Genomic DNA, 12,642 nt, shown 5'->3' with positions numbered 1-12,642 from the left:
GCCTACGGGGAGGACACCTTGAGCAATCCGCGCTGCGACGCCACGCTGACGTTCACCGACGAGGCGGACCCCGAGGGCGCGGCCGACGCCGTGCTCCTCCTGGCCGAGGAACTGTCCCTGCTGGATCTGGCCTCCGTGCGACACGCCACGGACGGTCCGGCTCCCGACGGCACCCGGGCCGGGGACACGGTGGTCTGGACGACGCTCCTCGTCGGCGCGACGAGCGCGGCGACGCTGCGCGCGCTCGTCGCGCTGGCCCAGGACTGGCTCGCGCGCCGCAACTCGGGCTCGATCGACCTGACGATCGACGGTGAAGAACTGCGTCTGACGTCGGTTTCCCGCGCGGACCAGCGGCGCGCCGTCGAGCTGTTCGTGGCCCGGCACGCTCCCCGAGAGACCGATACGCCCGATGCGTAAAGCCGCACTCCTCGTCGTCAACCAGCACTACGCGGACGGACGTTTCACCGAGCTGCCGGGTGCCGCCGCGGACGCCGAGCACCTCGCCGCCGTGCTCGGCGACGCGGCCATCGGCGAGTTCGAGGTCACCGTCGTCGAGAACGGCACGGCGCTGGAGATCCGCAAGGCGATCCAGTCCTTCTTCGCCCTCGCGCAGAGCCAGGACCTGCTCCTGCTCCACCTCTCCTGCCACGGCCGGAAGGACTCCCGGGGCCGGCTGCACTTCGTCGCCTCGGACACCGACCGGGACTTACTGGACGCGACCGCGGTCCCCTCCCAATTCGTCGCGGACCAGCTGGAGGAGAGTCTCTGCCGGCGGGCCGTCGTCCTCCTGGACTGCTGTTTCAGCGGGGCGTTCGCCAAAGGGCTGAGGACCCGCGGAGCCGCGCCGACGGTCGATGTGAACGAGCCCCTCTCCGGGCCGGGCCGGGTCGTGATCACCTCCTCGACCGCCCTGCAGTACAGCCACGAGAGCGAGAGGAGCAGCAGGGAGCGGGCCGAACCGTCCATCTTCACCGCCGCCGTGGTCGAAGGACTGCGGGACGGCACGGCCGACCTGGACGGGGACGGATATGTGTCGGCCGAGGAGCTGTACGCCTTCGTGCACGACCGCGTACGCAGCCGGATGCCCAGCCAGACGCCGACCCGCAGCGTCAACAACTCCGAGGGCACCCTCTATCTGACGCGCAACCCCGGCATCCTCCACCTGACCGCGCCCGAGGGCCCGGCGCTTCCCGACACGCTCCGCGCCGCGATCCTCACCGGGGCCAGCTGGCAGCGGCTGGGCGCCCTGCACGAGGTGGAACGGCTGCTCGGCAGTCGGCAGGGCCCGGTCCGCGAGGCCGCGCTGGAAGCCCTGACCACGCTGGTGCGCGACCGTGACCCGCAGGTCGGCGCCCAGGCCGGGAGACTCTGGCACAGCCGTGGCCTCGGCGAGCTGCCTTCGGGGACACCGGACACCGCCTCCCGGGCCACCCGGCCGACCGCGGACGGGCCGAAGATCCTCGGCATCGATTTCGGGACGACCAATTCCGCGGTGGCCGTGTTCCTGGACGGTGAGGTGCGGGTCATCCCGAACCGTCACGGAGAGGTCACCACTCCGAGCGTCGTGGCGTTCGCCGAGGACGGGACGCTGCTGGTGGGGAAGGCCGCCAAGGAGCGGGCTTCCCGCGTTCCCGGCGGCGCCATCCACCGGATCAAACGGGAACTGGGCACGGGATGGACCTACCGGCACGGGGTCCGCCGCTTCTCCGCCGAGGAGGTCGCCTCCTGGATCCTCGCCGACCTGCGGGCGAGCGCGGAAGCCCATCTGGGCGAGACGGCGACCCGGGCGATCCTCACCGTCCCCGCCTACTTCAACCACGTCCAGCGGGCGGCCCTGACGGACGCGGCTGCTCTCGCGGGCATCGAAACCGTCAGGATGCTGAACGAGCCGACCGCCGCGGCACTTTCGTACGGTTTCGGCCGGGGTGACGAGAACATCGCGGTGTTCGACCTGGGTGGAGACACCTTGGACGTGTCGCTGCTGGGCATCAGTGACGGGGTCGTCGAGACACTGGCCACCAGCGGTGACAGCAAGCTCGGGGGAAGCGACTGGGACGGCCGCGTCGTAGATCACCTCGTGCGCGAATTCGCCCTCCGCCAGGGTGTCCGGCTTACCGACCGGGCCGCCCTCCAGCGGGTGGCCGAGGCCGCTGAAGCCGCGAAGATCGAGCTGTCCCGGGCCACATCCACCGTCGTCGACCTGCCGCACATCGCGACCTCTCCGTCCGGGCCGGTTCACATGGACGTCACGCTGACGCGCGCACAACTGGACGGGCTGGCGAAGGATCTGCTGGAGCGCTGCGCCCAACTGGTACAGCGGGCACTGAAGTCCGCCTGGCGCGTCGAGGGGATCGACGACATCGACCACTTCGTCCTGGTGGGCGGAGCCACCCGGATGCCGGCGATCGCCACGCTCGTCAAGGAGCTGGCCGGCGGGCGGGAACCGGTCCGCGGCATCATCCCCGAGGGGGTGGTCATCGGCGCCGCGCTGCAGAGCGCCGCACTGAGCGGCCGGACGAGCGAGCCACTGCTCCTGGACGTGACCTCGCCGCCTCTCGGTGTCGAGACGGCCGGAACCGGCAACGAGACGTCCGTGCTGCCGGACCGGCGCAGCGCCGCCCACGCCCAGGCGCAGGAATCCGGCCCCCGGAAGGCGCCGGCCCAGGTTTCCCCGGAACAGCCGAAGGCCGGTTCCTGACCGCGGTACCGCCCCCCTGCGTCAAGTCCCGCGCGTCCACTGCTGGTTGGTCCCCCCGTTGCAGGTGTACGTGATGAGCGGGGCGGAGTTGGCGGTGGAGGCGCCGGACACGTCCAGGCACTCGCCGGACGCCCTGGCCTTGAGGAGCACATAGCCGCCCGATGCCGTCACCGACCACTGCTGGGCGGTGGTGCCGGAGCAGTCCTCCTGGCTGACGCCGGTGCCGCTCTCGGTCAGGCACAGGGAACTGCCCCGGCCCATCAGTTCGTAGTAGCCGCTGCCGAGGGACTTGAACCAGAACTTCTGGTTCCCTCCGCCGTTGCAGGTGTACTGGGCGAGCGCGATCCCCTGCCACAGCGACTGGTTCGGGACGTCCGCGCACTTGCCGGAGTGACGGGCCGTCAGGGTCTCGTAGGCGGCGCTCGTCGCGCTGATGGTCCCGGCGGCCGCGTCGACGCCGATCTCCGGCGACCAGGACAGGGACATCGTGGTGGACGTCGGGAAGGCGAGCGGCAGCCAGACGTACCGGGAGTCGTCGACCGTGCCGCCGAACGCGTTGCCCCAGCGGTCGCCCATGTAGAGGTAGGAGGTGCCCGAAGTCCCCTGGACGGGAAGGACGTACGCGGTCTGCGAGCCGTACGCCGTGGAGTCACCGACGTTCGCCATCGCGCTCCAGGGGCCGGCGAGCGAGGTGGCGGTGGCGTACTGCTGCTGGTTGGGACTCCAGCCGGTGGCGGCCGAGGTCAGCATGAAGTAGACACTGCCCCGCTTGAACAGCGCGGGTGCCTCACGGTGTCCGCCGTGCCAGGGGTCGGCGACCAGGGCCGCGATGCCGGTGTAGTCGGCGGTGAGCCGGTAGATCTGGAGGTCGTAGTTCTCGCGGGCGGCGGAGACCATGTAGCCGGTTCCGTCGGTGTCGACGAAGGTCGTGATGTCACGGGACATGTACTGGCCGAGCGGCTGGAAGCTGCCCCGATAGGCATAGGCGCCGTCCACGGTGTCCGAGACGGCGACGGCGGCACGCGCCTCGCTGTAGTCGACGCCGTTCTCCTTGTGCATCCACATGACGAACGTGCCGTTGGACGCGTTGTACATGACCTTGGGCCGCTCGATGTAGGCCGTGCCCAGCTCGGCGGCACTGGACCGGGTCAGGACATGGTTGCGGAACTCCCAGTTCTTCAGGTCGGTGGAGCGGTAGGCGTCGACGTACCGGAAGGTGTTGTCGGCGTTGCGGTTCTCGCCGAACCAGTAGTAGTAGCCGCCCACTTTGAGGACCCCGCCGCCGTGCGCGTGCACCGGGGCGCCCGAAGTGTCCGTGAACTGCGTGCCGTTGGTGACGGTCTGGACAGCCGCCAGGGCGGGAGCGGCGGCGAGGAGTCCCCCGGCGAGGGCGAGACAGAGGGCGACGAGGAGGGCGTACAGGCGTCTCGGCGGGTGCCGATCGGCGCGGGTTCCGCGTGGGGCGGACGCGGAGCGTGGGGCGGGTACGGAGCGTGGGGCGGGCGTGGTGCGGCTCATACGGCTCATGCGGTGACCGTCCGTCCGGTATGCCGAACATCATCTGCGATGACGAACATTTCCGTCGGAGAAAGTAAGCGCGTACTACGAAGAGGTCAACGGGACGGACGGGGCCGGTCCTCAGACCTGGGGCTCCTGGGCAGGCCGGCCGGGGCTCCTGGGCAGGCTGGACCGGCGCCCCGAGGCGAGACGGCTCGCTTGGGCGTACGCCTGGACCAGTGGGCGCCGGTCGTCCGCGCGCCAGGCGAGCGCCAGTCTGCTCGGCGTGATGCCGTGCACCGGGCGGGTCACGACACCGCCCCGGGTGAGCAGCGGCGCGTTCCCCGCGGCGAGCAGGCAGACGCCCCGGCCGTCCACCAGGGCCTCGTACGTCTCGTCGGCGTTCGCGGCCTCGGCGCCGATCCTCGGCGGGTGCCCGAGGCGGTCGTCGAGCGCGAGCCAGTACGCGCGCAGCACTCCGGCGGACTCGGGGATGGCGATGAACGGTTCCTCGAGGAGGTCCGCGAAGTCGATCTCCCCGCGGTCCGCGAGGCGATGCGTGTCCGGCAGCGCGACATGGCGGGGTTCCTCGGCCACCACCACCCACGCATAGCGTTCCTCGTCCGGCACCGGCAGCCACACGAACGCCACGTCCACCGAACCGTCCGCGAGCCCGGCGCTGGAGTCCGCCCAGCTCACCTGCCGCAGTTCGATCCTGGCGTCCGGACACGCCTCGCCGAACCGGGATCTGATGGCCGGCAGCAGACCGCCCCGCCCCGGGCTGGTGCTCATGCCGACGACCAGGGTCGCCCGTTGCTCGGCCTTGGCGCGTTCCACGGCGTCGGCCGCGCCGGCCCACGCGGCGAGGACCCGGCGCGCATGAGGCAGCAGGGCGGCGCCCACGGCGGTCAACCGCACGCTCTGGTGGTCCCGTTCGAACAGCTCGGCGCCCAATTGCCTCTCCAGGGCGCGGATCTGCTTGCTGAGAGCCGGCTGGGAGACGAAGAGGCGCTCGGCGGCGCGCGTGAAGTGCAGCTCCTCCGCGACGGCGACGAAATAGCGCAGGTCCCGCCCGTGAACGTCCATGGCCATAACCATGAGTTATCACGAAGGGTCTTGGACGGGCGAGGGGGCGCGGGGCCAGGCTGGACTCGTCGGAAGCAGGACAGCGGACGAAAAGACGACCAGGGAGTCGGACATGAGCAAGGTGTGGCTGATCACGGGTGCGAGCAGCGGTTTCGGCCGGGCGTTCACCGAGGCGGCTGTCGGCCGGGGCGATGTCGTGGTGGCCACGGCCCGCAGGCCCGAGGTGCTGGCCGGTCTGGTGGCGGCTCACCCCGATCAGGTCGAGGCGCTCGCTCTCGACGTGACGGACCCGGCGGGCATCGACTCCGTCGTGGCCGATGTCGTCGAACGGCACGGGCGGATCGACGTGCTGGTCAACAACGCGGGCCGCACTCATGTGGGCGCCGCGGAGGAGACCACGGACGCGGAGCTGCGGTCCCTCTTCGAACTGCACTTCTTCGGGCCCGCCGCGCTGGTACGGGCCGTGCTGCCGCACATGCGGGAACGGCGCTCGGGGGCGATCGTCCAGATGAGCAGCATGGGCGGGCAGATGACGTACCCCGGGTTCGCGGCGTACTGCGCCACGAAGTTCGGTCTGGAAGGCTTCTCCGACGCGCTGGCGGCCGAGGTGGCGCCGCTCGGCATCAAGGTACTGATCGTGGAGCCCGGCGCGTTCCGTACGAACCTGATGGGCGCGGCCGGCGCCAGCGAGGAGATCGCCGACTACGCGGAAACGGTGGGCCCGACCCGGCAGGCCGTGGCCGCCGGTGACGGGGACCAGCCCGGCGACCCGGCGAGGGGTGTGGCCGCGGTCCTGGCCGCCCTCGCCGACGACCGCACTCCGCTGCGGCTGCCGCTCGGCGAAGACGGGGTGGACGCCGTCCTCGGGCACCTGGACGCGCAGCGCGCGGAAATCACCGCCTGGGAGAAGCTCGCGCGGGACACGGCCTTCGAAGCGTGAGACACCGGCGACGGCCGGGCCCCGGTGACCGGGCGGCGGTCGGGCCCCGGCCGCCGGACTACGGTGGACCGCGGTGACCAGGTCCCCGGTCCGGGCCGGTGATCGTGGCGGGGCACGGTCGCGGAGAGCAGCTTTCCCGTCGCATCGACTAGCGTCGTGACATGAACAGCGACTCCACCCCCGCCTTCGCCGACGCGCTCTCCTCGGGCACGGTCGTGCTCGACGGTGGCATGTCCAACCAGCTCGAAGCGGCCGGACACGATCTCAGCGACGCGCTGTGGTCGGCGCGGCTGCTCGCGGACCGGCCCGAGGCGATCGTCGAGGCGCATCTCGCCTACTACGAGGCGGGCGCGGACGTGGCGATCACCTCCAGTTACCAGGCGACGTTCGAGGGTTTCGCCCGACGTGGTGTCCCGCGCGAGCGGGGTGCCGAACTGCTCGGCCTGAGTGTCGAGTCGGCGCGCGAGGCCGCTCGGCGCGCGCACGCGAAGGGCGTCACGCGGCCCCTGTGGGTCGCCGCGTCGGTCGGTCCGTACGGGGCGATGCTCGCGGACGGTTCGGAGTACCGGGGGCGGTACGGGCTGAGCGTCGCGGAACTGGAGCGGTTCCACCTGCCGCGCCTGGAGGTGCTGGCCGCCGCCGCGCCCGACGTGCTGGCGCTGGAGACGGTCCCGGACACGGACGAGGCGCGGGCGCTGCTCCGGGCGGTGCGCGGGCTCGGCGTACCGGCGTGGCTGTCGTACAGCGTGGCCGGTGACCGTACACGGGCCGGGCAGCCGCTGGAGGAGGCCTTCGCCCTGGCCGCCGAGGCGGACGAGGTCATCGCGGTCGGGGTCAACTGCTGTGCTCCCGCCGACGTCGACGCGGCTGTCGCCACGGCCGCACGCGTGACCGGAAAGCCGGTCGTGGTCTACCCGAACAGCGGCGAGACCTGGGACGCGGCGGCCCGCGCCTGGACCGGGAGCTCCACGTTCACGGCCGCCCAGGTCGGCGGGTGGGAGCGGGCCGGGGCCCGGCTGATCGGCGGCTGCTGCCGGGTGGGCCCGGAGGCGATCACGGGGATCACGTCGGCGCTGCGAGCCGCCTGAGCCCGCGCGCCGCCCAGGCCCCGCCCCCGACTCGGAGCCACCCGGCGTACCCGTACCGGCCGGGGCGGGGGGCCGAGGTCAGCGCCGTCCCGGGCCGCCCGAGCGACGGAAGCGTCGCACGGCCGACAGCGGTGTCGTGATGCGCACAGGCTCGTCGATGCCCGGAGAGGCGGACGCGGACGCTCCGTCCACCGCCCCGGGCGGGCTGTCCGCGCTCTTGCCGGAGGTCTTGTCGGCAGTCCTGGCGGCGGGACTGCCCGAGGGCCCGTCGGCAGTCCCGGCGACGGTACTGCCCGGGAGTCCGTCGCCCGTCCCGGCGACGGTACGGGCGGCGGGGCCGGGGTCCGCGCCGGCGGTGGGCCGTCCGGCGGTTCCGAGCGGGGACGTGCCGACGGCCCCGACCGTGGATCTGCCGGTCTGCCTGCGGGTGGGGCCGCTCGCGGGCCCGGCCGCGGCTCCGGCCGACTCGGCCTCCCACAGGGCGAGCTCGCGGTCGCGCGGGCCGTGCACGGTGTGCGGGGCACCGGCACCGAAGACCCGGACCGGGTGCGAGGGGTCCCAGGCGGCCCACCCCGGGTCGCCGTCGGCCGCGAACCGCACCCACGCGCCGTGCATGGCGTCCGCCAGCTCCTGCGGAGCGCCCTCGCCCGCGAGTTTCGCCGCCTCCGGTACGCCGACGGAGTCGAAGACGAAGCCCAGTTCCAGGGCGTGACAGGCACCGAGGCCGGGCACGTTGGACGGCCAGGCGAACTCGTAGACGTGCGCCGGGGCCCGGCCGCCGGGGACGTCCGCGTCGAGGGACGCGGTCGGCGTGCCGCTCCGCGCGTCGGCGAGGCGGTGCAGCGGCACCCGCAGGAGATGGTCGGTGATCATCTGGCCGACGAGATCGGCGGTGCCCGCCTCGGGGCGGAGGGCGCGGTAGCCGCGGGGCACCTCGTGGCCGCAGTGGCAGCGGGCCATCGCACCGGCCAGGGCGACCGGGCCGAGCCGGTCGACCCGCTCCAGGAGCCCGCCGGGCACGAGCCACAGCCGGTACTCGTCACGCGTCCAGCCGAGCAGGAGGCCGACGTCCGCCGCGGCGCCCTCGACGAGGGCCTGAAGCGGGTCCCGGGGCACGAGGTCGCCGTCCACGACGATGCCGAAGGCGGGACCGCCGAGCACCGGGCTGCTGAGCCTGCCCACCTCGGCCTGGGTGCGCAGGAGCAGGTCGCGGTCGACGGCGGCGAACGCCTCCGCCGTCGCGGGGATCTTCAGCCGCGTGGCCATCCTGCGCACCATGCGGCGCACCTTGTCGCGGTCGCTCGCCTCGGGCGGCCCGCTCTGGAGGACCGCCCGGTGGAACAGGCCCCGGGCTCGCGGGCTCGCGAGCAGCGCGCCGATGCTGATGGCCCCGGCGGACTCGCCGAAGACGGTCACCCGGCCGGGGTCTCCGCCGAACCGGGCGACGGACTCCCGCACCCATTCCAGCGCGGCGAGCTGGTCACGCAGCCCGGGGTTCGCGGGCGCGTCCGGGAAGAGGCCGAAGCCCTCCACGCCCAGGCGGTAGTTGACGGACACGAGGACCACACCGTCGCGGGCGAAGGCGTGCCCGTCGTACACCGGTATGGCCGAGGAACCGCGGGTCAGCGCGCCGCCGTGGATCCACACCATCACGGGGAGGCGGGCGGCGGGGTCCGGCGCCGGAGTCCACACGTTGAGATTGAGGCAGTCGTCGCCGGGGACGACGGGGTCGGCGAGGAGCCGGGCGAACGCTTCGGAGTACGGCGGCTTCGGCGGGGTCGGTCCGAAGGCGCCGGCGTCCCTGACCCCGTCCCAGGGCTCGGGCGGCTCGGGCGGGCGAAAGCGGCGGGCGCCGAAGGGCGGGGCCGCGTAGGGGATGCCCCGGAAGACCGCGATCCCGTTCTCGTACCGGCCGCGCACCGCTCCGTAAGGGGTGGAGACCACCGGGTCCCTCGTCCCCGCCACCGGATCAACCGAGTCCACCGAGTCCGCCGTCATCCGGGACCAGCTCCTCACCGTCGCGCGCCGTAGAGACCGGAGCACCACCGCGCTGTAGAGATCAGAGCACCACATCGCGTCCCGGTATTCCTGCGGAGGTCCCCTGTCCGGCCGGCTTCGCGGCATGACGCGGCCGGTCGGCCGGGTCGGGGCGGGGCCTTGCCGGGCCCCCGGCCGGGACCGGCGCCGCGGGTCAGGCCCCCTGGTCCGAAGCGGCCGCCGAAGGCTCCCGTGCCGCCCAGAGGATGCCGCCGAGCAGGTGTCCGAGGAAGTCAGGATCCTCGTACGCCTCCACGGCGTGGCCGAGCGCGGTGTAGAACACCCGGCCCGCGCCCTGTTCCCGGCACCACACCAGCGGGTGGTCGCCGCCCATTCCCCCGCCCTCGTAGGACGCTTCGTCGGCGGAGGCGAGCACCCGCACACCGTTCGCTTCGCGCGGGTTGGTCCTGAAGTCGTACCATTCGTCCGTGACATCCCAGACCGGCGGCAGGAGCCGGGTCGCGGGATGTCCGTGGTCCTCGACGACGACCCTGCCCGGCTGGAGGTCCGGGTGCCTCTCGAAGCGGGCGCCGAGCAGTTCTCCGTAGTGGGGCCAGTCGTACTCGGTGCAGGCGGCGGCGTGCACCCCGACGAAGCCGCCACCGCCCTCGACGTGGGCCGCCAGCCGGTCACGGCCCCGCGGCGTCAGCACCTCGCCGCTCGTCGACAGGAAGACGACGGCCGCGTACGGGTCGAGGGGGGCCTCGAAGACCTCGGGGTCCTCGGTGGCGTCGGCCTCGAAGCCGTGCGCGTGGCCGAGGGCGCGCACGGCGCCCACCGCGGCCGGGATCGAGTCGTGCCGGTAGCCGGTCGTACGGGTGTAGACGAGAACGCGGAAGACCATGCCCGGAGCCTAAGGGCGCGCGTTCGCCGGGCGCTGTCCGTTTCGTTCAAGACCGGCCGCCGGGGATCCTCCTACGGTGGCCGTATGACTCCACGATTCGATGTGATCGGGCTGGCCGTCTCCGACATGGCCGCCTCCCTCGCCTTCTACAGCCGTCTCGGGCTCGTGTTCCCCGCGGGCGCGGAGAACGAGCCGCACGTCGAGGCCGAACTGCCCGGCGGGCTGCGCCTCGCGCTGGACACGGAGGACACCATCAGGTCGTTCCACGCCGGGTGGCGGCCTCCGAGCGGCGGTGGCAGGGTGTCGCTCGCCTTCCGCTGCGAGGACCCCGCCGAGGTCGACTCCGTGTACGAGGGCATGGTCGGCGCGGGCCACCACGGCGAACTCAAGCCGTGGGACGCCTTCTGGGGCATGCGGTACGCCGTCGTGCACGACCCGGACGGCAACGGCGTCGACCTGTTCGCCCCGCTGCCGGGAGGGACGGCGCCCGCGCAGTAGCCGGGCCCGTCACCGGTGACCGACCAGCTCACCGAGCGGCGCTCCCGCCAACTCCCGTACGTCTCGCGCCAGATGAGCCTGGTCGGCGAACCCGGCGCGCAGCGCGGTCTCCGCGAAGGGCACACCGTCACGGGCGAGGGCGAGGGCCCGCTGAAGTCGCAGGACCCGGGCCAGGGTCTTGGGTCCGTACCCGAAGGCGGCGAGCGAGCGGCGGTGCAACCGCCGCGCCCCCAGGCCCAGTCGGTCGGCCGTCTCGGCTACCGGGCGTCCCGCGTCCAGGGCTGCCACCACTTCGCCGAGCAGCGGATCAGGGGGACCGGCCTCGGCCGCCCGGCGCAGCGCGAGCTCTTCGAGCGCGGCCACGGGGTCGGCGGCCGCGTCGATCCGCGCGGTGAGGCGGCGCACCTCGGCGGCGGGCCACAACTCGGTCAGCTCCACGCGCCGGTCCCGGAGTTCGTCCGCGGGCACGCCCAGGTAGGCGGGTGCCGTGCCGGGGTAGAAACGGACGCCCGCCCAGCCGCCGGGCACGCCGTCCGGGATGTGGGGCCGTGTGTCGGGACCGGCGACGAGCAACCGCCCCCGGGTCCACAGCAGGTCCATGCAGCCGTCGGGGAGCACGGCGTCCCGGGCGGTGACGGAAGCGTCCCGGCCGGCCGCAGGACCGTCCCGGGCCGGGCCCTCGCCCTCGATCCCGCGGACGAACGCGGCCATCGCCACCGCACCGGGCGCGGACGCACGCTCCGCCGAGCCCGCGCGTCCCGCGTCCGCGCCCCGCGCGGACGCCGGCTCGCCGAGGCGGGCGGCCCCCGCCTCCGTGCCCGGCGTCAGGCGCGCGGGCGCCGCCTCGGCCCCGCCGTCAGGCGCGGAACCGTTCAGGACACGGCTCCAGAGCACCGCGCCCGGCAGCCGGGACGCCCGTTCCGCGTACATGTCCGCCAGGCTACGCCGGGCGGGCCCGGTGCTCCTGCGGGCTGACGCCGTAGACCCGCTTGAAGGCGCTGGAGAGCGCGAAGGCGCTGCCGTAGCCGACGTGGCGGGCGATCGTCTCCAGGGTGTCGTCGCTCTCGCGGAGCCGGTCGGCTGCGGCGGCGAGACGCCAGCCGGTCAGGTACGTCATCGGGGGTTCCCCGACGAGTTCGCCGAAGCGTCTGGCCAGCGCGGCACGGGAGACGCCGGTCTCGGCGGCGAGCCCGCCGACCGTCCAGGGGCGGGCGGGGTCGTCCTGGAGGAGCCGGAGCGCGCGGCCCACGACCGGGTCCGCGAGGGCCTGGTACCAGGCGGGCGCGGCGGCCTCGGGGCGGGAGAACCAGGCCCGCAGGGCGGTGATCATCAGCAGGTCGAGGAGCCGGTCGAGGACGACCTCCTGGCCGGGCTCGTCGCGCGTCATCTCCGCGGCGAGGATCGGGGTCAGCGGGCATTCCCACACGTCGGAGGGGAGCGCGAGCAGCGGCGGCAGGGCGTCGAGCAGCCGCCTGTTGACCTCGCCCCGCATCATGTACGTCCCGATCAGCAGCACCGTGGAGCCGTCGAGCCGGTCGCCCCAGCTGCGGACGCCGAGGTCCCAGTGGCCTTTCAGCGAGCGTCCGTCCGGGTAGACGCACTCGCCGCCCGGCAGGATCACGGCCTGGGGCGGGGTGCCCGGGTCGTCGGCGCAGACGTACGGGTCGGGGCCGCGCGCGATGGCGAGGTCACCGGCCCGCAGCCGCAGCCCCTCGCCCCGGTCCGGTACGACCCGGGCGTCACCGCGGACCGCCAGCATGATCGTCAGGGGGGCGCGGTCCTCGACGCGTACGCACCACGGCGGGTCGAAGCACGCGCGGATCATGAAGGCGCCCCGCGCGCGCGGACCCTCCAGCAGGCTCGCGAGGGGGTCCCCCCGCATGAGCGGGTCCGAGCGCGGCGGAGCGTTCATGCCGCCAGCGTAGACGGCGGCCCGGGCAGCCGTGGAGGACCG

10 protein-coding genes and 1 pseudogene are annotated in these 12,642 nt (G+C 73.6%); 5 read left to right on the top strand and 6 right to left on the bottom strand.

Translation table 11 applies throughout. The features are described 5' to 3' along the window. Positions 1–18 precede the first annotated feature (18 nt). Positions 19–417: a hypothetical protein gene (locus OG410_RS31605; RefSeq protein WP_329302208.1), complete on the top strand. Its 399-nt coding sequence runs from the start codon at positions 19–21 to the stop codon at positions 415–417. Continuing rightward, positions 410–2,698 carry a caspase, EACC1-associated type gene (locus tag OG410_RS31600; protein WP_329302207.1) on the top strand — a complete coding sequence of 763 codons (2,289 nt, stop codon included), beginning with the start codon at positions 410–412 and terminating at the stop codon, positions 2,696–2,698. Before OG410_RS31605 ends, OG410_RS31600 begins: the two co-directional genes overlap by 8 nt. Positions 2,699–2,719: 21 nt before the next feature. Here the strand turns inward: OG410_RS31600 and OG410_RS31595 are convergent, their stop codons facing one another. Together OG410_RS31595 and OG410_RS31590 are read right to left on the bottom strand one after the other, a co-directional pair. Next, complete coding sequence (locus OG410_RS31595) at positions 2,720–4,225, bottom strand: RICIN domain-containing protein (protein ID WP_329302206.1); 1,506 nt, start codon at positions 4,223–4,225, stop codon at positions 2,720–2,722. A gap of 111 nt (positions 4,226–4,336) precedes the next feature. After that, complete coding sequence (locus OG410_RS31590; protein WP_329302205.1) at positions 4,337–5,287, bottom strand: LysR family transcriptional regulator; 951 nt, start codon at positions 5,285–5,287, stop codon at positions 4,337–4,339. 106 nt (positions 5,288–5,393) lie between these two features. Between OG410_RS31590 and OG410_RS31585 the strand changes: the two genes are divergently transcribed. Both OG410_RS31585 and mmuM read left to right on the top strand, forming a co-directional pair. After that, entirely contained in the window at positions 5,394–6,221 is an 828-nt protein-coding gene (locus tag OG410_RS31585; protein WP_329302204.1) for an oxidoreductase, read from the top strand. 161 nt (positions 6,222–6,382) lie between these two features. Then, the gene (mmuM, locus tag OG410_RS31580) at positions 6,383–7,309 is read left to right on the top strand and encodes a homocysteine S-methyltransferase (RefSeq protein ID WP_329302203.1); all 927 of its coding nucleotides are present in this window, start codon (positions 6,383–6,385) and stop codon (positions 7,307–7,309) included. A gap of 462 nt (positions 7,310–7,771) precedes the next feature. Here mmuM and OG410_RS31575 read toward each other — a convergent pair. Then, positions 7,772–9,307: pseudogene (locus tag OG410_RS31575) on the bottom strand (carboxylesterase/lipase family protein); the annotation flags it as partial. 193 nt (positions 9,308–9,500) lie between these two features. Further along, positions 9,501–10,190 carry a ThuA domain-containing protein gene (locus OG410_RS31570; RefSeq protein ID WP_329302201.1) on the bottom strand — a complete coding sequence of 230 codons (690 nt, stop codon included), beginning with the start codon at positions 10,188–10,190 and terminating at the stop codon, positions 9,501–9,503. A gap of 84 nt (positions 10,191–10,274) precedes the next feature. Between OG410_RS31570 and OG410_RS31565 the strand changes: the two genes are divergently transcribed. Further along, a complete protein-coding gene (locus OG410_RS31565; protein WP_329302200.1) occupies positions 10,275–10,688 on the top strand; it encodes a VOC family protein in 414 nt (137 codons plus the stop codon). 9 nt (positions 10,689–10,697) lie between these two features. Here the strand turns inward: OG410_RS31565 and OG410_RS31560 are convergent, their stop codons facing one another. Then, the gene (locus OG410_RS31560) at positions 10,698–11,399 is read right to left on the bottom strand and encodes a helix-turn-helix transcriptional regulator (RefSeq protein WP_329304305.1); all 702 of its coding nucleotides are present in this window, start codon (positions 11,397–11,399) and stop codon (positions 10,698–10,700) included. 229 nt (positions 11,400–11,628) lie between these two features. Beyond that, positions 11,629–12,570, bottom strand: coding sequence for an AraC family transcriptional regulator (locus tag OG410_RS31555; protein ID WP_443063917.1), 942 nt, complete (start codon positions 12,568–12,570; stop codon positions 11,629–11,631). Positions 12,571–12,642: the final 72 nt, after the last annotated feature.

The sequence above is a fragment of the Streptomyces sp. NBC_00659 genome (assembly GCF_036226925.1).
Taxonomy (GTDB): Bacteria; Actinomycetota; Actinomycetes; order Streptomycetales; family Streptomycetaceae; genus Streptomyces.
Note: the sequence above shows the minus strand (reverse complement) of the source record. Positions and strands in the feature narration are given on the sequence as shown.

What these genes read in the sequence shown, in the direction of transcription:
- mmuM (WP_329302203.1), top strand. Translation starts at nt 6,383, where the DNA reads ATGAACAGCGACTCCACCCCCGCCTTCGCCGACGCGCTCTCCTCGGGC.
- OG410_RS31560 (WP_329304305.1), bottom strand. Translation starts at nt 11,399, where the DNA reads ATGGCCGCGTTCGTCCGCGGGATCGAGGGCGAGGGCCCGGCCCGGGAC.
- OG410_RS31555 (WP_443063917.1), bottom strand. Translation starts at nt 12,570, where the DNA reads ATGCGGGGGGACCCCCTCGCGAGCCTGCTGGAGGGTCCGCGCGCGCGG.
- OG410_RS31585 (WP_329302204.1), top strand. Translation starts at nt 5,394, where the DNA reads ATGAGCAAGGTGTGGCTGATCACGGGTGCGAGCAGCGGTTTCGGCCGG.
- OG410_RS31590 (WP_329302205.1), bottom strand. Translation starts at nt 5,287, where the DNA reads ATGGCCATGGACGTTCACGGGCGGGACCTGCGCTATTTCGTCGCCGTC.
- OG410_RS31600 (WP_329302207.1), top strand. Translation starts at nt 410, where the DNA reads ATGCGTAAAGCCGCACTCCTCGTCGTCAACCAGCACTACGCGGACGGA.
- OG410_RS31570 (WP_329302201.1), bottom strand. Translation starts at nt 10,190, where the DNA reads ATGGTCTTCCGCGTTCTCGTCTACACCCGTACGACCGGCTACCGGCAC.
- OG410_RS31595 (WP_329302206.1), bottom strand. Translation starts at nt 4,225, where the DNA reads ATGAGCCGTATGAGCCGCACCACGCCCGCCCCACGCTCCGTACCCGCC.
- OG410_RS31565 (WP_329302200.1), top strand. Translation starts at nt 10,275, where the DNA reads ATGACTCCACGATTCGATGTGATCGGGCTGGCCGTCTCCGACATGGCC.